Raw genomic sequence first — 18,185 nt, forward strand, 5'->3', positions numbered from 1 at the left:
AATCCTCGTCAGGCACCTTTTCAGAAACCCCGGCCATTGGTCGGGGTTTTCACGTTTACGCCCAATGGATTTCCGAGCCTGCACGAGTTCCGATAGAATGTGGACTTTTCCCGTCTGGGGCATGCGCATGACCATCGGTGACCTGATTCGCCTGCTGAGCGATGGCGAGTTCCATTCCGGCGAACAGCTGGGCGAGCGCCTGGGTGTCTCCCGGGCGGCCGTCTGGAAGCAGCTGAGGAAGCTGGAATCGCTGGGTATCGCCATGGAAGCGGTGAAGGGCCAGGGTTATCGCCTGGCAGAGCCACTTGAACTGCTCGACGGTGGCGTGATCGTGGCAGGCCTGTCGTGGGAGGCCAGGCGGCACCTCACGCGCCTGTTCGTCGAGGAGACGTTGCCCTCCAGCAACGCTTTCCTGCGAGAACGCTTCGAGCAGGGCGCTGGGCATGGCGAGGTTTGCCTGGTGGAGCAGCAGAGTGAGGGTCGCGGGCGTCGTGGGCGAGTCTGGACGACACCCTGGGGCCGATCGTTGATGCTTTCGCTGGGGTGGCGATTCGAATCGGGGGTGGCGGCACTGGAGGGGCTGAGCCTGGCCATCGGCGTTGTGCTGGCCAGGGTGCTGGAGAATCATGGAGCCACACCGTTGCTGAAGTGGCCCAATGACGTGCTGCTGCAAGGTCCCTCGGGCGAGCTGGGCAAGCTGGCCGGTATCCTCGTGGAAATCAGCGGCGACGCTGCCGGGCCCTGCGAGGTGGTGCTGGGGATGGGAATCAACGTCAACCTTCCGGCCGACTTCCGTGCCGGGATAGACCAGCCCGTGGCCGCGGTGCATGACCAGGTGCCGGGGCTCTCGCGTAATGCCCTCGCTGTCGAGTTGCTGGAGGGATTGCTGCCGTTGATGGCGAGTTTCGAGCAGAGGGGGTTCGCCGCCTGGCAGGCGGAGTGGAATGCGCGTCACGCCTTCACCGGCCATGAGGTGGATATCCTGCGCAGTGGAGAGCGCGAGCCGGCCATCGCCGAGGGCGTGGATGAGGCAGGCAACCTCTGGGTCCGTTGCGGGCAGCAGCGCGTGCGCCTGGCGGGAGGAGAAGTCAGCGTGCGTGGGCGCCCATGATCCTGGATCTCGATATCGGCAACACCCTGTCCAAGTGGCGCTTGAAGGATGCCGACAGTAGCGAGATCCGCTCGCGGGGTGCCGTCTGGACGCGCGAGGAGTGGCGGCCGGGCTCCGACATCCCTGACCTGGACGTGGTGGAGGCGGTGCGCATCTCCAGCGTTGCCCGCAAGGCGGTCCTCGAGGAGACGGTATCCCTGTTGCGCCGGCGGGTCGGTGCCGTGCATGTGGCACGCTCGACGGCAGAGGCGCTGGGCGTCACCAATGGTTACGAGGAGCCGAGCCGACTGGGCGTGGATCGCTGGATGGGGACCCTGGCCGGCTACCAGTTGGCCGGTGGTTGCTGCAGCGTCGACTGCGGCAGTGCCATCACCGTCGACTTCGTGCTGCCCGGCGGACGTCACCTGGGGGGATACATACTGCCCGGACTGCGCCTGATGAAGGAGAGTCTCAAGCTCGGCACCCGCAATGTGGCCATCGATCCCGACAGTGAAGCCGAGGAGCTGCTGGTGCCCGGCAGGCGCACGGTGGAGGCGGTGAATCACGGCATCTACATGGCGGCGGTGAGTGCCTTGAATCGCATCTACAGCGAAGTGTGTGACCGGGAAGGGGTGGCCCTGCCGGTGCTGTTGACCGGTGGCGACGCCAGGGTGGTGTCGCGGGGTATCCAGATTCCCCATGCGGTGTGGCCGGATATGGTCTATGCGGGGCTCGAGGCCTGCTTCCCGCTGACCGCGGCCGAGCGGGCAGGGAGGATGTCCGGCGCGCCGCGCGTGCCCACGCCGGTCTCGCTGGAAAAGATTCGAGCCGGGCTTGCATTCTCGATGCTGCTTTGACACAATGCGCCGCGTTCCGAAGCGAAGGGGCCGAGCCGTGATGCGGCATCCCCCGGTCAAGACAGCTGGAAAAACAGTGACTTGACATCGGTACAAAAGCTGGTAGGATGTTTCGCCAGTTGGAGGGGTTCCCGAGTGGCCAAAGGGAGCAGACTGTAAATCTGCCGCGAAAGCTTCGAAGGTTCGAATCCTTCCCCCTCCACCAGAATTCGCCGGCGCCGGCCAGCATCGGTGGTGGCAGCAAGAGTGGGCAGGCGGGCATAGTTCAATGGTAGAACCTCAGCCTTCCAAGCTGATGATGCGGGTTCGATTCCCGCTGCCCGCTCCAGGCATTGCAGTCGAATGCCGACAGGTTGCGCTCATGTAGCTCAGGGGTAGAGCACACCCTTGGTAAGGGTGAGGTCGACGGTTCAAATCCGTCCATGAGCTCCATATTGAAGTAAGAAAAACCGCCGCTTACGGGTAATGCCGAGCGGCGGTTTTTCGTTGCGCGCTCGACGGGTCAGCAATGGGTCAGCAGTTGGTTAGAAGTCGACGGCGTGCGCGGATGGGCCAGGGCGACCCGACTCGGGTCAGTTTGGCCTGACTGGGGCCACAGCCCTACCCGCGCATGACACCCAGAGCCACGGAGCCGGGTGCCGTTTTGGACTGGATACACCGGGTACAACGGGTACAGCGCTATCAAACCCGCATGGTTGAGCGGCTGGCGAGATTCGTCGAAGTGGGTACGTTTCGGGTGCCGTACCCACTCTTATCGGGTACGGGCTCCGATGGTTGCCACGCCTCGACCTCGCGCTCCAGCCAGTGGTTGGTGCCGTGAGCGCGTGTCTCCAATCTAGAGACAGTGTCGCTAAACTGGGATCCCCCTTAGGGCACTTTGCCCCCAGCCAGGGCCCGCGCGTGGGCGCCAGCACGGGCAGACCTCACCTCCCTTTGCCAAACTACCCTACGGGCCCACGGCCCGCAGGGAACAACAACAAGGGAGAACACGATGCCTATCCAACTCGACCCCCACGGCCAGCCGATCACGCGCCGGCTCAGCATTGCCAAGAACGCTACCCGTGATGCCAATGAGCTGTGCGGGTTAGCCCGCGGGATGCTCGCCGACGGCTCGGTAAACCAGGCCGAGGCAGAATACCTACTCCAGTGGCTTGGAGAGCGCCCCGAGTCGCTGGCCGTCTGGCCCTTCAGCGTGCTCTTCCCGCGCCTTGAGGAGATGCTCGCCGACGGAGTGCTGGACGCCGACGAAGAGGGTGAACTGATCGGCCTACTGCTCGACTACACCGGCGGCGGTTCCACCCAGGGCGGCGCCAGCGCCAGCCGTCAGGCTACCGCCCTGCCACTCTGCGAGCCGGCGCCCGATGTCGTCTTCGAGGACAGCAACTTCGTGCTGACTGGCCGCTTCATCACTGGCACCCGCCGCGAATGCGAAGCCGAGATCGTCCAGCGTGGTGGCCAGGCCCAGAAGGCGCCCACACGCACTACGCACTTCGTGGTGATCGGCGACCTGGGCAGTGACGACTGGGCTCAATCGAATTACGGTCGCAAGATCCAGTATGCTGTGGAACTGCGCCGCGATGGCCGCGACATCCACTTGATCAGCGAACACCACTGGGCCAACTGGCTATAACTCCGGCGCCCACTTACATCGATCCGTCCGCAGGTGCCTTGGGGTTGGTCAAGATTTGGGCTGGGCGCTCACGCTCGGTGTGGCAGATAGAGGTATCAGATACCCATTACCGGTTAACTGCGTAGCAGCCAGGCCAGCAACAGCGCGGCCCCATGCTAACCTGATTAAGGGAACTGAGATGCGGGAGGGGTCATGCGGTGGGTGATGATCATGGCGCTGGCACTGGTGCCGGTAGCGGCGGAAGCCGTGAACAAGTGCGAAATCGACGGGCGTACCGTCTACCAGAGCGCGCCCTGCCCGGCGGGCGCCGAGGTGGCCCCATTGGAGGGCACAGTGTCTTCTATGGCAGGCGGTACCGGCGGAGCATCGGCGAGCTCAGCCCTGGTGCCGGGCGGATCGCTGGCGGAGAGACGGATTGCCCGAGAGCGTGCCGCAGCCCAGCGACAGCGCGTTGCCGCAAATCGGAGATATGAGCAGCAGCAGCGCCAAGAAGAGGCGCGCCGACAGGCTCGTCGTTCCGGTATGGTGGCCGAGGGCATGAGCGAGCGCGACGCCGTGAGGATGTATGGCAGTCCGGACAGCACCAGTGTCTCGCAATCTGGCGGCCGCACCTGCAAGCACCTGCGCTGGCGCCAACCCTACCGCACCGTCATGGTCTGCGGCGGTGAGGTGAAGCGTTCCTACACTCAGTAGCGGGGCGCATCAGAGATGCCAGTGGCGCCGATCACTAGCCGGTCGAGCTCCAGCCCTCATGCCCGTGGCGACTAGCTCCACCCCAGTACCCAAGGGCTCACACAAGCGGACCAGCATTCCGCGGGGATCGGTATATGGCAGAGAACAAGCTCGAGCAGCAGAAAGCCGCGGCAACCAAGTGGTTCTTCATCGCCGCCGTTGGCATCCCGGTCGGGTTCGGCCTGTGGTTCGGCTGGGTCGGCCCCTGGTGGCTTTATCTGGCAGGCGGTGTGGTCATCTTCGTGGGCGGCCTCGGCGGCTGGATGCGGGCCACGCAAGAGGACGACGTCCACCGAGCCGTCACCGAGATGAACGAACGGCAGCGCGCAGCAGAGCGCGAAAAGGAGTAGAGCCGCCCACCCCACCTTCTCGGCCAGCCAGTCACGGCTGCGGGGTGATTCGGGCCTGTCCGTAAAAAAGGGGCCCCGAAGGACCCCAAGACCACGGGCGAAGAGGAAGAGAAACCCGCGGATGCTTCACCGCTCGGCTACCCGTTGCCGGGTGTAAATCGGTGGTTCAGCTCGAGACCAATGGCCCGTGGCCAGCGACCGCAATAGATGCCAAGCACCATTTGGCGGGGCTGGCTTTCTGCAAGTCGTGCCCAATGTCGCGGGGTGACCAGGTCCACCTCGGCGGCGGCACGCCGAGCGGGGTTGGAGACGATTGCCCCGTGGGGTCGGGTTACGATCATCCGCCCTGCCCCTTCCTGCCATTCTGCCGGCCGTAGACCTCGAGGTAATCGATGCCGGTGCTCCCCGGAGCTCTTGCGATCGGCTTGCCGTTGGCCTTGGCGTACAACGCCAGTGGGTTAAGGGCGGTGCTGACCCGCTGTTGCCGGGCGTGAGTCTCGGCCTCCTGGCGTAAACGTTCAGCCTTGGCTTCGGCCTCTTGGAGCTCGATTCGCTTCACAGCTTGTGCCCGGCAGGCGGCACGAGCGGCAGCGCTGGCGAACGGACTGTTCCGGTTCTGGGGCTTCATGGTCACTCCTCCACGCCATAAGCGGTGATGATGAAGCCGTGCCGTATCTCATCACGACGAGGGTGGTGGTGGAGATAGGGCATCTTCACCTCGAGGCGGGCGGTTCCATAACTTGCATTGGGAGTCGCCTCCTCCAGGTCGGCGTAAATTCGATTGAGGTCGGCCAGGTCTTCGCTCAGATCCTCGACCTTCGCCACCAAGGCAGCTTCGCGGGCCGCCAAGTCGGCTTGCCTCACCCGGTCCAGGGCTGTCCGGTAGACAGCTCGAACCGTGGACAAGGTTTGCTCGGCGCTCTCCAGCTTGCGCTCCAGGCCTCGGCGGGCGTTGGCCATCTGCCGGCACTCGGCTTGTTCCTTAGCCAGCGCATCGGCGGCCTTGCTGGCAGCACTCCGGGCGGCCTTCACGTCCTCGCTGGCGGCCTCACCAAGGGCGGCCAGGGCTTCGGCCTCCTCGAGGCGCTCCCGGGCGGCTTGCTCCGACTCCTCGGCCAGGTTCAACGGCCCGCTGTCACCGTCCATGTTCTCCAGCACGGCTGCGATGCGGTCACGCTCCACTTCGGCGGCCTCGACCTGCTTTTGCATGTCGCCCAGGGAGGCGGCGCTGGCCTTGGGGGCCTGCCCCTCGAGAGCTTCCAACTCGGCCAGCACGGCATCCCGCTGGGACGTCAGGCGCTCAAGCTCTGCGCTGGCCTCGTCCAAGGCGGCACGGTGGCGGTGGATGGCATCCAGGGTTTCGCGGGCAAACGCGTCCCGTTCGGGGCTCGCGTGCCGGTCGTTTGCACGGATGATGCGGCTCAGCACATCGGCCAGGCTCTTGGCCTCCGTCGCGAGCTCCTCGGGCGTCTCATCGTTCTGGAAGTGGTAGTGATAGGCCCGCATGGGCATGGCGGGGTTGCTGTTCGCGGCTCGGATGGCGTACTCCAGCCCGTTGCGGGCACGGTCCAGCTTCTCTTGCACTTGGCCGATGCCGGTCACTTCGGCGAGCTCGCCTTGTTTTGCGGCGACAGCGTCGAACCAATCGGTCCAGCTGGTGAAGGTGCGGGCACTACTTTTCGTCTTCGCGGTGGTGGCCATATACGGCTCCTTTTCTGTGTCTCAATGCCGGCAGGGGCCGGCGCGGGCATCACGCTTCGGCTTCGGTGTAGTCGTCATTGATAATCGCCTGGTACATCTGCTCCCTCAGTGCGTCGGTCGTCTGCTCCACCAGGTCGATGGCCTCGTGTGGTAATCCGGCATCGCGCTCGAGCATGTCGGCCAAGCTGTCCAGGCTCGAGGCAACGGCCTTGGCCAGGCGGCTCATTTCCTGCTGCACCTCTTCCGCGGGCACCAAGTTTCTCAGCTCTCGCTCGAGCTTGATGCGCTCGTTCTCGGACTGGTACCAGGCCTTGCGGTCCTGCGGGTGCATGTCGCCAACGTCAGGCGCTCCAGTGGCCTCTCCCTGCCGTGCGGTGATGGCGTCCACCACATCAGCCAGGCGGTACACGGGATTGCCCCGCAAGGTTCCAGCCGGCGGGATAGATGAATCTCTGATCACGCGGGCCACGGTGCGACGATCGCGGCCAATGGCCTCGGCAATGCGGTTGATGCTCCAGTGATAGGCGCGCTCCTGACTCACCACCTCACCCATGCGGCCTCCTGTACATCAGCGAGCCGGTAGGCTGCGGCACCATGCTCAGGCCGAACGGCACGCAGGCGGCCCCCTGTGCGGCTCTAAGCGACTTGTGGTGGATCACCTTGAAGCGCCGAAAAAATGTCGAGCGCCAGGACTCTGCGCTCCCCGTGGCCGGGGTGGGGTCGCCGCAGGGACCCGCGACTTTATTCGTCAAGCCGAAGGCCATGCCTGCATTCGCTGCGGCCGGCGCCGGCTGGGCGCGATGCGGCCGCCCCTTGCCGGTGGACGCGAACGCGGTGCGAGTTGCGGCGGCACTCATCCCAAAGGCCCTCGTGACCCAGGCGCTTCCCGCTTGGCCGCCTTGGTGGATTTCAGCGTGTAGCTGAATAACTGAAGCTCGCGCTGCGTCTCGGCCTCCCGGTCTACGTGATGGGCCAATTCGCGCATGTAGTTCATTGCCTGATTCGCCAGCCTTTCCACGGAGGCGCTATCATCGATTTCTGTGCCGAAACGAGCACGCTCGAGGATGGCGTCAGCAAAAGCCATGAACGGCCCGTGAACATTCCCTCTGGTAGCTTTCGAAAGCGCTTCGCCGGCTGCCTGGACTTTCGGACACGCCACGCCCGGGCAGCGAGCTCCCAGCGCCTTGAGATTGGCCAGAGCCTGATCGAACTTGCGATGGTGGTAATCACGGCGCTGGCGGGCAGCGGCCTCACGCTCGCGCAGATCGCGGATCACATTGGTCACCATCAGTGGATGCCCCCCGCCCCGCTCTTGTGCTCGGCGATCAGCTTCTGAACCTGAGCCCGCACCAGGGCGTGTGCCCGGCTGGCTTCAAGTTCCTTGTCGGCAGCTTCTCGCATCGCCTGGAACAGATCGGCCACCCGGGTGGCCAGTCGCTGAATCGCCTTCGATTCGCTGGGGCTCACCGTCTTGCGGGACCGCGCCAGCAAGGCAGCTTGGAACTCCTCGAAGGCGGCAGAGATTGCGGCAGAGTCGGTACCAGCGAGGCGGCTGCCCGTAGCCCGCACCTCTGGGCATTCCACCCCCTGGGGAATCTCAACGGTGTCGCGCAAGCGCTCCAGCGCCAGCAAGCGCAGCTCGCGCCAGGCGCCTTGCTTTCGATCGAGGGCAGACCACTCTGCCTTGAGCGCCAGCATTTCCGGGGAGTCACGGAGTGCGGCGGGAACCGCCCCGGGGGAAGTCATTTTATTGCTCATGGCCATCATCCCCCGATCCCCAGCAGGAACTCAGCGCCCTCAGCGTTGGCGCGTAGCTGCACCTTCTCGAGGATCTCCCACAGGATCATTTCCAGCGCCGGCTCCAGGCCGGTGCTGTCGATCTTGATGAGTCCATCACCACTGCGCAGCGCGTCGGTCTTGGCTCGCATCTGGTCAATCTGGGCGCGGATCTGTTCGGCTTGCAGTCGCATCAGCTCGTCCCTCCGCTCCGACTCCCGCTTGATCTCTTGCTCCAGACCCAGCTCCTGCATCCGCGACAGGTCGCCGCTGCCCAGCAGGTCGTAGAAACTGCGCAGCGTTTCGCCGGTGTCTTCGATCCCGACGTTCATGCTCTCGAAGGCGGCTTGGACGCGGGCGGTCTCGGCCTCGACTTCGGCGATTTTCAGGTCCACGCCGAGTTCCAGGGTCTTGATACGCTCGTTGCTGGCCAGGCTCTCCAGCTCCACTTCGTAGTCGAGGATGGCCTGCTTCGCCTTGAGGATCGCATCCTCTGAGCTCAGCACCTCCTCGGCAAGCTCCTTCTGCGACTTGGCGGCCTGGCCTGTCGCTTCGGCCAGGCGAGCCTGGTACTCCTCCTGGATGGCGGCCCACTCCGCAGCGGTGATCTCGCCGCGCACGAAGGCATCACGGTAGTCCAGATACTGATCACGCAGGGTGGTCCAGGGCTCTTCGCCCAAGGCCTCGGCCATCGCCTTGCCGACCTTGTCGGTCTCCATCGCCAGACCGAAGGTCTCGGCGGCGAGCGCCCTGGTCTGCTCGACACTTTCCTCTGTGGAGACGTTGACGATGTCCAGGGCGTTGCCCCAGTTGTGGATGGGGTCGCTGACACCCCGCAGCGACTCCTTGAAGCCGTTGACCACCTCGATCGACTCGGCCACGCTCTGGCGCATCCGGTCGTCGGCATAGCCCATCTCCTCGGAGATCTGCAGGTACTCCTCGAGGGAGACACCTTCGATCGCCTCCTGATACTCCCGCCAGCGCTGGGCCTCTTCGCCGCCGGGGCTCAGGCGGATCCGCTCCAGACGCTCGGCACGGGTCTCGACATTCAGGAACCCGGCCACCAGCTTCTCGAGGAAGGGCAGCGATGCGGCCACGGCCACGGTGATGCCCACCGGGCCCGTCAGGGCAGCCACCACCCCCTTGAACAGCGGCGCCACCTTGGGCAGCACTCCTCCAGTGCCGGCCATCAGAGCCAGCCCCTTGTTCAGCTTGAGGATTACGCCGAGTACGGTGTTTACAGCAATGGCCAGGCCGCCGGCCGCGCCAACGGTGGCGATGATTGCGGGGTTGATTTCCAGGAACCAGTTGGCGAGCTTGGCCACCTGCTCGAGAAACGGTCCGATTGCGGTGATAGCCCCAGCGGTGTAGGCGGAAAGCGTCTCGAAGGCGAGGCCCAGCGTCTCGATCACGGTCACCAGGCCGTCGACGCTGGTGATGTCGGCACCATCGAACAGATCGCTGATCGCCTCCTTGACCAGGTCGATCCCGTTCATGAAGGCGGAGAAATCGGCATTCTCTAGCGCCTCTGGAAGATTGGCAGCCACCTCGAGCATGGCGGCCTCCATGGACTGGAATACCCCCTCCAGCTCATCGACAAAGGCCTTGAGCTGACCGTCATCCAGGGAGACGCCAATGGCATTGAAAATCGCCGCGATGGCCTCCTGGATGCCGCCGAACTCATCCAGCAGCGGGTCGCCCAGGTTGACCAGCGCCACGGTCATCGCGTTCTTGATGCGCTGCGTGCCCAGGTCTACCGCCTCGACCATCTTGTCGTAGGCGGTGGCTGCGGCACCGGCCTTGTCGTCCATGTTCCCGAGAATCTCGGCGAAGGCCCCGGCCACGGGCCCGGTTAGCGCCAGCACCCCCCGGGTGGCTTCGGTAGAGCCGAACAGGGTGCGCATCGCCTCTTCGCTGCCGCCGGTCGCATCGGCTAGGCTCTCGAGGAATCCCTCGAGGCCTTGGGCTCGCACTGCCGTCGCGTCGAACTCGATGCCCAGGTCCCCAGCAAGATCCTTGGCCTGGTTTGATGGGCCGAGGATGGAGTTCAGCGCGGCCCCCACCTGGGTGACCGCCTGACTGGTGGAAAGGCCCTGCCGCGTCAGTGCGGCCACTGCAGAGGCCAGGGTGTCGAAGTCGATACCGAGTTGTGAGGCCAGGCCAGTGACCTGAGGCAGGGAGCTTGCGAGCTCGCCGATGGTTGTCATGCCGCCCTGCATGGCCACAAACAGCGTGTCGGTGTAATCGCTCGCCTCGATGGCCTCTGCCCCGTAGGCGCTCAGGGTGCCGGCCAAGGCCTTGGCGGCGGTGTCGAGATCCGTCTTGCCGCCGACTGCCAGTTGTTCAGCAGCCCCCAGCAGGGTCATCGCTTCGGCGGTGTCGTTGCCGGCACTGATCAGGTTGTAGTAAGCGCCGGTGATGGTGTCGATGGCCTGCGTGGAGCCGGTGGCGTAGTCCAGCACTCCGGCGCGCAAGGTATCCAGGGATTCGTCCGACTCGTCCAGCAGGGTATTGATCTCGCGAAAGCTCGCGTCGAAGTCTCCGGCCACCTTGATGGCCAGGCCGGTGATCGCAGCCCCGGCGCCGAGCAGCGCAGCCTCGGCCTTGAGCACCCCCATGGTAAAATCGGCAAGCGGCTGGGTAGCGCACTGGACGCTCCCGGCCACGCTGTCGATCTGCCGGGTCGCCGACGTGACGCCCGCCCCCATTTGGTCGACGCCCTCGAAGATGATCGCTATCGTTTTTTCCAAGTCGGCCATTGGCCAGTCTCTCTCTGCTCGTGTCTCATCAGGTCCCCGGCATAAGCAAAGGCGCCCACGCGGGGCGCCTCTGGGGTCAGGGTTGAGCTGCCTTCACACCTCGTTGCTCTGCAAGGAACAGTAGCCAGCCGGCAGCATCGACATCACCGGCGTCTGCACGGTGGTCGAGCATCTGATAGAGCTCACGCTGGCGACGCGCCGAAGGGATGATGTTGCGGGTTCGAGGCTTACGATTGCTTGGCTTCATGACAAGTACTGTCCATTTATCCAGTACCATATAGTGTAGTCAAATTCCCTCAAACTTACACATGTTGTGCTTACCTCGTGCGCCCCAGCGTCATTCCCGCCGCTCACACGTCACCGGCGCCGCAAAATGACACTAAGAACAACTCGCGAGAGCAGGCTGTTGGAGCACCTGACACCCCCTTCAGCGAGGTCTTTCCCCTTCCGGCAGGGCGCCAGGCCATCGCTGGCGGGCCGCCGCCAGCGCCTCGTGTCCAGGCACCGAACAGGGCATCAGGAGCACCACCGGTCGGCCGTGCACGCGGAAGCGCCAGCCGTTGAGACGGGAGCGCCGGTTCTGCACGGGTGGGGCGACGGAGTTGTCGCGGATGTGCTCGCACAACTGCTGTACCCAATCCATGTCACGCCCCCTCGTCGGCCTCCAGGATCGCCGCTGGCACGGCATACAGCTTGCGGGCCCCGCTGTGCCCCGGGATGCCGCGCACCTGGCAGGTAAAGCGGCGCTCCTTGCCCTCAGTCAGCAGATAGCCGCCATCGGCCAGCCAGCGGGCCACTCTCCGGGGGCCGAAGCCCTGGCAGGCCTCCTTCCAGCCGTCGGCGGTGAACAGGAAACAGGTGATGCCACGGTGGTCGCCCACGTAACCGGCCCGATCGCGGGTCGGTACCGTGCGAGAGGGACCGTTCAACGGGGTGAAGCGCGATTCACCGTGGCGCTCCAGGAAGGCGCGTACCTGCTCGATGGCTCGGCGTGGCTCGTCATCGCCGCTGGTGCCGCGCTCGGAGAGCCACTCGCGGAACATCACGGTGCAAGCGGTGGTGATCTCCTCAGGGTCCCAATCGACGATGCCCCACTGACAAGCCAGTAGACCAGCCGTGACTACCAGGGCGAACTTGTCCCCTACCCGGTAGACCTGGCCACTGGCGCCAGCCGGCAAGGCACGCTTATGGAAGTGGGCGCGCGTTCGGGCGTAGGTCTCGCGCGCCAGCTGCTGCTTGCTGGCCAGGTGCTCGATGAAGCATGCCGCGGCGTGCCCGTAGCTCTCACGGGCCGCCAGGTCGATGCGGTTGGCGAAGGCCTCGCCGCTGTGGCCGTGGGTCTGGTTGAAGGCGCCCAGGCCGGCACCGGCATCGGAGGGCAACACAATGGCGCGCACTGCCTGGCCGGCATAGGAGCGGCCACCCTCACTGGCGATATGGTCGGCGGTGGTCAGCTCACCGGTGGAGAAGAAGATCAGGCGCCAGCGGGCGCGCTCCCGGGCGACACCGGTCTCCTTCGCGCGCCCCTTGCCACGGCCCTCGGCCAGCATGTAGACGACCTTACCGGCCGACCGTGGATCGCACTGGTGGAGCTCGTCCAGGGTCAACAGGCCATCACTGCGGGTGGTGGCGATGCCCTCGAGGCCGTTGGCGGTGTTGTTCCAGCTCTCCAGCAGGGCGTCCGGATCGCCCCACACGGAGTTGGCCACGGTGAGGATGGTGGTCTTCCCGCTGCTCGACTCGCCGTAGAGGTGAAAGCCGAAGCTCTCCTTCAAGTGGCACGGCGCCAGCAGGGTGGGAGCCAGGGCTGCCGCGACACCGAACACCAGTCGGGTGTTGCCTTGGCACAGGGCTGCGACATCGCGCTGCCAGGCCTCCAGGGTCCTGGCCCGGCGGTACCCGTCGGCGGCATGGTCGGCGCGCTGGTAGACGAGACGCTGCTGGCTGGGGTTGCCCAGCACCCGGTCGGGCAACACGTAGGCGTCGCCGTGCCAGCCGGTGCGCTGCGTGGAGGTCATCAACCGGCCTTCCCGGGCGCAGCGCTGGGCGGCCAGGTTGATGTAGGTGGTCAGGAGCCGATGGGCCCGCTGGTTGGCGTCGATCATCAGGCCCATGTCGAGCAGGATGCCGCGCAGTTCCTCGGCGCTGCCCTTGAGCATCGAGGCGGGCATCGCCCATTCCTGGATGAAGCCGGTGTCCGTGGGGAAACGCAACAGGTAGCCGTGGCCACCGGAGTGGACGGCCGCCGTACGCGCTATCACCTCCAACTGGCTGCAGATCCTGGTTGTGCGGGGCTCGCCATCACCGTCGGCGCGGGACTCGTGGACCAGCCAGACATCCTCGTCGATCGAGAAGCCGTCGGGCATGGTGGGCAGCCCGGTCACCACCGGCGCCTCCTTCATGATGTGTTGGATGGCGGATGCCGTCATGGGCGGGGATCTCCTTCGTTGCTCAGCACGTCGAGCCAGTCGAGGCCCTTGGCGTGGTCCGGTATCGGGCAGGGCGGCAGGCACACCCGTACCCGCAGGCCTTGGCGGCCCAATCGGTAGCGCAGGGCGCGCGCCGCTTGCTGGCCGGTACCGCTACGGTCACGGTCGGCCATGATCCACACCGAGCGGATCCCGGTGGGTGGCTCCCAGCGCGCCAGGCCGCCGGCAGTGACACAGGCCCATACCGGTAGGCCGGGCTGGGCGAGGCGCACCGCGAGGGCCGTCTCGACGCCCTCGGTCAGCGCCAGCCGGTCACCCTCCAGGGGGTAGAGGGCGATGGCGGCGCCGTGGGTGGCGCGCTCCCAGGCCGGGCGGGCCAGCTTCTTGGGGCTTGCGACGGGCGCCTTGCCGCGGCCGTCTTGCTGCAGATAGGTGCGGTGGACGCTGGCCAGCTGGCCGTCAGCGGTACGCACCGGCGCCACCAGGGCGGGGAAGTCGCCGAGGCGTTGGGGCCGGTCCTGGTCGTCGACCTCCCAGTACGCCAGCCCCGGGTGTGCCCGCCAGCCGGGCGGCAGGTCGCCGCGGTCGATCAACTCGCCCAGGCCGCGATGCCGGAGATAGGCCAGCGCGGTGGCGCTCTGGCACAGAGGGATGGCTGGCGCCAGCATCTCCTTAAGGCGCTGGCGCCGGTCGGGCCGCGGGCCGCCCGACAGTTCGCGTCGGGGTGGTGACGGTCGGCGGGGCGAAGTCGCGGCGGCGGCGTCCAGGCCGAGCCGCTCGCCGATGTCGCGGGCCGCAGCCTCCGCCGGCAGGTCGGTCAGGCGCTGCCACCAGGTCCAACCATCGCCCGCGCCGCACTGGTTGCAGATCGCGCCGCCGGTGGCCTCCCAGTCCGGGAACAACCGGAAGCGATCGCGGCCGCCGCACACCGGGCACGGCTGGTGCCGGCGGTGTGTCCAGTGGCGCAACTCCATCACCTGGGGCAGCAGGCTGCCCCAGCGGTGACGGGCCTGCTCGACCACCTTGCCGACCGGGCCGGACATTACGCGGCCGCCCGCTTCGAGCGCCTGGCCAGCATCGCCGAGGTCCACGCGACGGTGAGAGCCTCGATGGTCTCCAGCCGGTGCCTGATCATGATCAGCGCCGGCACCACCGGGCTGAGCGGTTCGAGGTGTTCCGCGTTCGCCGTGAACCAGAGGATGATTTCCGTCACGCCGCCCAGCAGGGTACCGAGGCCTTCGCCGGCATCGAGGCGCGACGAGTCAGAGGTCAGGTTGGCCAGGCGCCGGAGTTCGATCAGGGACAGATCGCTGGTGTCGGCGTTCTCCTCCCCCTGGTGGGGCTTCGTCTCCAACAGCAGCTCCGCCAGGCGGGTGGCCAGCAGCACCTCCTCGGCTATGTAGCCTGCCAATGCTTCGGCGTGGCCGCTGCTCAGGGGTGAAGTGAACTGCGGGCCATATTTCTCGCGCTGTCCACGCCGTTCATCTTCGGAGAGCGACAGAGCGCGCAGCAGGCCGTATGTGCTCGCCAGCTGGGCGTGGGCGTCGCGCATCAGGGCCTGGGGGTCGAGGGCGATCGAGGTGTCGAGCTTGGTGGTCATGGTATGGCTCCAGGTGGTTGTCGTGTTGGTGCTCGGGCGGCCGGGTCAGCCGATCCCGTTGGGTTCGTCCTGGTCGATGATCTCGGCTTGTTCATGCGTCATGCGCACCTCCCCGGAGACGCTCCGGCCACTCTCCGCTGTGGTGGATCATCCAGGCCTCGATGATCAGTTCGCCGAGGCGGGCCGCGGTCTCACCGTCCAACAGATCGCAGGCGCGGATGATCTCTTCAGCGCCCTCGATGCGATTGAGGGCGTCCTCTCGAGGACGGGACCGGCGTGGTGGGCTGTTGCGCCGCAAGGCACGGGCGTGGCTCCTGGCAACGAATGACCAGGGCAGGTTCCTGGCGGCGATCGCCTCCAGCTCTTCGATCAGTAGGGCAGCCGCGTTCATGACTGCCCTCCTTGGCCAGCGGCCTCGGTATCCACGGCATGGGCCACGTTGGCCAGCGCGAAGGCTAGGGCATCGGCATCGTCGCCATAGTGAACGCGAGTGGTGAGGGTGCGGGGTTCGCCGCCGGTCAGGAAAGTGGCGTCGAACTCGCGGTTGCCGAGGCGCTTGATGATGCAGGCGTCGGGCCGGCCGGTGCGTTCCAGGGCCTCGCGCCAGTTGGCGGCACGTATCTCCAGGCGCTCACCAGTACGGGCCAGGTGGACGATGAAGGGGGGGCGAGTGTCCGCGTCCCTGGCAGGATTCGTGTCGTCCGCCTCGGCAAGCGTCCAGCGCTCATCACTAGCGAGTTCTCGCCGGGCCATTTCCTTACGGACGGTCATGAGCTCTTCGATTTCCTGAAGACCCCAGCCGTCAGCACATAGGATCAGGGCCAACCATGTCTCCGGGAGCAGTTCGCGCTGGCGTGGGGGCTCTCGGTCATCGGCCGCCGCGGCGCGTGTAGCTTGCCGGCGGGCGAACTCTGTCACAGCCTGCGCCAGCAAGGGCACCAGGGTCGGGTCGTCCTGCTGGAGTTCCTTGATGCGGGCCAGGCTCTGCCGCTCGGACGGCTCAAAGCGTGCGAAAGTCATGACGCCACCTCCTGCTCGCTTGCGCGGGCTTCCAGGTGACGGGCCTTCGCCATGTGCGCGTTGTAGCGCTTGAGGCGCACGGACGTGCTGGAATCAGCGAACAGGGCGGCACGGGCGCAGGCACGATGGTAGGCGGCACGCGCAGACGGATTGCGGGTGGGGAATAGGCGCAACTTAGCCATGGTGGAGACTCCGTGTGTGTTGTCGGAGCCGGCCCCACTGTCGCCAAACAGGATGGGGGCGGCTGTACGCAGGTTGGCGAACCGGCACACACGGAAACCGGCAGACCCGAAGGTCTCCCACGCACAGCCGCCATAGACGTGAAGTCCAGACGCAAAAAAAGCGCCAGATTCACGAAGGGCGCTTGTGCGCCGCGTGTATTTCCGGTCGCCAAACCGGGTCACGGATTTTGCCGTGACGCTTGAAGCGTAGACCGGTGCTATAGGCGAGGTCAATACTTGGTGGCCACTATGGGGGTGACTGGAACGCTCACCCCTTACAGGAGCGATCAACGAGAGCATCAGGCTGTCTCACTGCACGGTTCGACGGTGCTGCCTTCCTCTTCGCTTTCTTCCCGCATGCGCTCCCAGGCGGCCAGCTGGTGAGCGGCGGCGTCACGGGCGCGCTCGTCGAGCCAATAGACCTTCGCCCAGTAGTGTTCGCCATGGCTGTTCGTCATCTTGCGTGGCTCACGGCAGACCGGAATGCCCAGGTCGCGCTGGATGGTGCTCACGCTGGTGTTGAAGTAGCGGGCACCGATCTCGCGCTCGGCTCGCTGGCAAGTGGTGCTCTCGGCCTCGTAGAGGTGCCGGAGGGCGCGCTCGAGTACGGTGGGGCGTGACATGATGGCGATCTCCTCAGTGGTCAGCGGCAGACGCGCCGGCCAGTGCGGCGGCGGTTGAGGGGAAGGCTCTGGATTGCTCGAGCCACGCGGTCACATCGGCGAGGCGGTAGCGGACTTGGCGGCCACGCTTGACGAACACCGGAGCGGGGCGGCCGAGCAGCGTGCCAGATCGGCGGGCGTCGCGGCCGGTCCGGGGGCTACATGGGATCAGATAAGGGAAAACTTGCTGCTCGCTCAGCTCGATCAGGTGCGGCGCCAGGCCGGCGCGCTGGGCTTCGAGGATCTCGGCCAGCACCCGGCCGCGCTCGGTGCGGTAGGCTTCAGGGCTGGTGGTGGGGGTGTCGCTGGACTGCGTACTGGTGGGCATGTTTAGGCCACTCCATACCGTGGTTGACGTTCACGGGTACAGGGTGGCGGGCGGCCTCGTCGGTATGTAGCACTACAAAACGCTGCAGAGTGTTTTAGATACTCCTAATCTTTATTGCGCCGCGGCTTGATCTTGGCTACCTCCCACAGCTTGGTTATGACCAGTCGTTGCTTTCCGCTCGCATCAAGGTTGCCCCTTAGCAAAGTTTCATCCAGTCGCTTGCGCACTTCCCTAACCAGCGTTTCACCTGTAAAGCCGTGCTTCTCTGCGATCGGCTGGCACGTTTCCCGGTCAAGGGGATACTTATCGGCGCCATGCTTTTCTCGGAGGTCGATAAACTCATTCACTGCCTGCTGGCGCTTTGCCAAACCATACTCATCTCGCTTTCCCTTGTGCATCAGCAAGTCATGTTTTCCATACTCGCCTGGATAGCGGTCGCGCCTGTCCAGATAGCGCGTAGCCATTTCGGCCAGAGTGGCCAGTTCTTCCGGCTGCAAAAGGTGGTATCGACTATGCCCCATCAAGGCGGGGTCATAACGCTTGCCGCTGACTTCCTCAAAGGCGAATAGCAACTTGCCTTTTATCGCTCCATGCTCACGAACACGGCGGTTGCGTTCCATGCAAGCCGCGCCCTTTTCTGCGGTCGCTCTACTGTGCGCCTCGTCCAGCGTCATGCCAGTGGTACCAGCCAAGTATAACCTGAGCGTATCGAGCATCTCGGCTTTCGTATCCGCACCATGCGGCGCTTCCATATCCAGCAGCAGCCGGGCGGCATTATTTTGCCGCTCCAGGTAGTCGCTCAGCCGGTCAAGCACGCTGTCCAAGTCGGCTTGAATCGCCTTCAGTTCGTCATCGTATCGCTTGCCCTGGTCGCTATATCCGCACTCTCGGTCATCGGGGGCTTGGGTACGATGGACGAGAACAGGCTCTCCATCGCGGATTACGTAGCATCCTCCGGAACGGCGCCCCTTGCGGCGTTCTAAACCGCTTGGTGTCGGCTTGTCGTCTGGCATGACTCACACTCCCCAGT

Annotated in this window: 22 protein-coding genes and 3 tRNA genes; 8 read left to right on the top strand and 17 right to left on the bottom strand. The window is 65.4% G+C overall.

The features are described 5' to 3' along the window. The first annotated feature begins 127 nt into the window (after nucleotides 1-127). From ACOMD9_RS19715 to ACOMD9_RS19750, 8 genes are all read left to right on the top strand, one after another. Nucleotides 128-1,111 (top strand): biotin--[acetyl-CoA-carboxylase] ligase, encoded by a 984-nt coding sequence (locus tag ACOMD9_RS19715; RefSeq protein WP_421417743.1) that lies wholly within the window; start codon nucleotides 128-130, stop codon nucleotides 1,109-1,111. Beyond that, nucleotides 1,108-1,947 carry a type III pantothenate kinase gene (locus ACOMD9_RS19720; RefSeq protein ID WP_421417713.1) on the top strand — a complete coding sequence of 280 codons (840 nt, stop codon included), beginning with the start codon at nucleotides 1,108-1,110 and terminating at the stop codon, nucleotides 1,945-1,947. Before ACOMD9_RS19715 ends, ACOMD9_RS19720 begins: the two co-directional genes overlap by 4 nt. 121 nt (nucleotides 1,948-2,068) lie before the next feature. Beyond that, nucleotides 2,069-2,152: transfer RNA gene (locus ACOMD9_RS19725), tRNA-Tyr, on the top strand. A 49-nt stretch (nucleotides 2,153-2,201) separates the two neighbouring features. Next, nucleotides 2,202-2,275, top strand: a tRNA-Gly gene (locus ACOMD9_RS19730). A gap of 29 nt (nucleotides 2,276-2,304) precedes the next feature. Continuing rightward, nucleotides 2,305-2,379: transfer RNA gene (locus tag ACOMD9_RS19735), tRNA-Thr, on the top strand. 559 nt (nucleotides 2,380-2,938) lie between these two features. Then, nucleotides 2,939-3,577, top strand: a complete 639-nt coding sequence (locus ACOMD9_RS19740) for a BRCT domain-containing protein (protein ID WP_421417714.1) — start codon at nucleotides 2,939-2,941, stop codon at nucleotides 3,575-3,577. 210 nt (nucleotides 3,578-3,787) lie between these two features. After that, the gene (locus tag ACOMD9_RS19745) at nucleotides 3,788-4,270 is read left to right on the top strand and encodes a hypothetical protein (protein WP_421417715.1); all 483 of its coding nucleotides are present in this window, start codon (nucleotides 3,788-3,790) and stop codon (nucleotides 4,268-4,270) included. A gap of 134 nt (nucleotides 4,271-4,404) precedes the next feature. Further along, nucleotides 4,405-4,659 carry a hypothetical protein gene (locus tag ACOMD9_RS19750; protein WP_421417716.1) on the top strand — a complete coding sequence of 85 codons (255 nt, stop codon included), beginning with the start codon at nucleotides 4,405-4,407 and terminating at the stop codon, nucleotides 4,657-4,659. A gap of 337 nt (nucleotides 4,660-4,996) precedes the next feature. On the opposite strand, the gene ACOMD9_RS19755 is transcribed toward ACOMD9_RS19750, so the two are convergent. The 17 genes from ACOMD9_RS19755 to ACOMD9_RS19835 form a co-directional block, all read right to left on the bottom strand. Further along, on the bottom strand, nucleotides 4,997-5,287 hold the full coding sequence (locus ACOMD9_RS19755; protein ID WP_421417717.1) for a hypothetical protein: 291 nt from the start codon (nucleotides 5,285-5,287) through the stop codon (nucleotides 4,997-4,999). 2 nt (nucleotides 5,288-5,289) lie between these two features. Continuing rightward, nucleotides 5,290-6,360, bottom strand: coding sequence for a hypothetical protein (locus tag ACOMD9_RS19760; RefSeq protein ID WP_421417718.1), 1,071 nt, complete (start codon nucleotides 6,358-6,360; stop codon nucleotides 5,290-5,292). A gap of 49 nt (nucleotides 6,361-6,409) precedes the next feature. Continuing rightward, nucleotides 6,410-6,913 (bottom strand): DUF1441 family protein, encoded by a 504-nt coding sequence (locus ACOMD9_RS19765; RefSeq protein WP_421417719.1) that lies wholly within the window; start codon nucleotides 6,911-6,913, stop codon nucleotides 6,410-6,412. A 300-nt stretch (nucleotides 6,914-7,213) separates the two neighbouring features. Continuing rightward, entirely contained in the window at nucleotides 7,214-7,648 is a 435-nt protein-coding gene (locus ACOMD9_RS19770; RefSeq protein ID WP_421417720.1) for a hypothetical protein, read from the bottom strand. Then, nucleotides 7,648-8,118: a hypothetical protein gene (locus ACOMD9_RS19775; RefSeq protein WP_421417721.1), complete on the bottom strand. Its 471-nt coding sequence runs from the start codon at nucleotides 8,116-8,118 to the stop codon at nucleotides 7,648-7,650. The genes ACOMD9_RS19770 and ACOMD9_RS19775 overlap by 1 nt, the downstream gene beginning before the upstream one ends. 5 nt (nucleotides 8,119-8,123) lie before the next feature. Further along, entirely contained in the window at nucleotides 8,124-10,895 is a 2,772-nt protein-coding gene (locus ACOMD9_RS19780) for a phage tail tape measure protein (protein WP_421417722.1), read from the bottom strand. 76 nt (nucleotides 10,896-10,971) lie between these two features. Then, entirely contained in the window at nucleotides 10,972-11,142 is a 171-nt protein-coding gene (locus tag ACOMD9_RS19785; protein WP_421417723.1) for a hypothetical protein, read from the bottom strand. 180 nt (nucleotides 11,143-11,322) lie between these two features. Next, nucleotides 11,323-11,538, bottom strand: a complete 216-nt coding sequence (locus tag ACOMD9_RS19790) for a hypothetical protein (protein WP_421417724.1) — start codon at nucleotides 11,536-11,538, stop codon at nucleotides 11,323-11,325. A gap of 1 nt (nucleotide 11,539) precedes the next feature. Continuing rightward, nucleotides 11,540-13,324 (bottom strand): DUF927 domain-containing protein, encoded by a 1,785-nt coding sequence (locus ACOMD9_RS19795; RefSeq protein ID WP_421417725.1) that lies wholly within the window; start codon nucleotides 13,322-13,324, stop codon nucleotides 11,540-11,542. Further along, nucleotides 13,321-14,367, bottom strand: coding sequence for a DUF7146 domain-containing protein (locus ACOMD9_RS19800; RefSeq protein WP_421417726.1), 1,047 nt, complete (start codon nucleotides 14,365-14,367; stop codon nucleotides 13,321-13,323). Before ACOMD9_RS19800 ends, ACOMD9_RS19795 begins: the two co-directional genes overlap by 4 nt. Next, nucleotides 14,367-14,924 carry a hypothetical protein gene (locus ACOMD9_RS19805; protein ID WP_421417727.1) on the bottom strand — a complete coding sequence of 186 codons (558 nt, stop codon included), beginning with the start codon at nucleotides 14,922-14,924 and terminating at the stop codon, nucleotides 14,367-14,369. Before ACOMD9_RS19805 ends, ACOMD9_RS19800 begins: the two co-directional genes overlap by 1 nt. Before the next feature lie 91 nt (nucleotides 14,925-15,015). Continuing rightward, the gene (locus ACOMD9_RS19810) at nucleotides 15,016-15,315 is read right to left on the bottom strand and encodes a hypothetical protein (RefSeq protein ID WP_421417728.1); all 300 of its coding nucleotides are present in this window, start codon (nucleotides 15,313-15,315) and stop codon (nucleotides 15,016-15,018) included. Then, a complete protein-coding gene (locus tag ACOMD9_RS19815) occupies nucleotides 15,312-15,944 on the bottom strand; it encodes a hypothetical protein (RefSeq protein ID WP_421417729.1) in 633 nt (210 codons plus the stop codon). The genes ACOMD9_RS19810 and ACOMD9_RS19815 overlap by 4 nt, the downstream gene beginning before the upstream one ends. Further along, complete coding sequence (locus tag ACOMD9_RS19820; RefSeq protein ID WP_421417730.1) at nucleotides 15,941-16,126, bottom strand: hypothetical protein; 186 nt, start codon at nucleotides 16,124-16,126, stop codon at nucleotides 15,941-15,943. The genes ACOMD9_RS19815 and ACOMD9_RS19820 overlap by 4 nt, the downstream gene beginning before the upstream one ends. A gap of 338 nt (nucleotides 16,127-16,464) precedes the next feature. Next, nucleotides 16,465-16,788 (bottom strand): hypothetical protein, encoded by a 324-nt coding sequence (locus tag ACOMD9_RS19825; protein ID WP_421417731.1) that lies wholly within the window; start codon nucleotides 16,786-16,788, stop codon nucleotides 16,465-16,467. 13 nt (nucleotides 16,789-16,801) lie between these two features. Then, nucleotides 16,802-17,155 carry a hypothetical protein gene (locus ACOMD9_RS19830; protein WP_421417732.1) on the bottom strand — a complete coding sequence of 118 codons (354 nt, stop codon included), beginning with the start codon at nucleotides 17,153-17,155 and terminating at the stop codon, nucleotides 16,802-16,804. 104 nt (nucleotides 17,156-17,259) lie between these two features. Then, entirely contained in the window at nucleotides 17,260-18,168 is a 909-nt protein-coding gene (locus ACOMD9_RS19835) for a hypothetical protein (protein ID WP_421417733.1), read from the bottom strand. Between the last annotated feature and the right edge of the window lie 17 nt (nucleotides 18,169-18,185).

Source organism: Halomonas terrestris (assembly GCF_049166755.1).
Lineage (GTDB): Bacteria > Pseudomonadota > Gammaproteobacteria > Pseudomonadales > Halomonadaceae > Halomonas.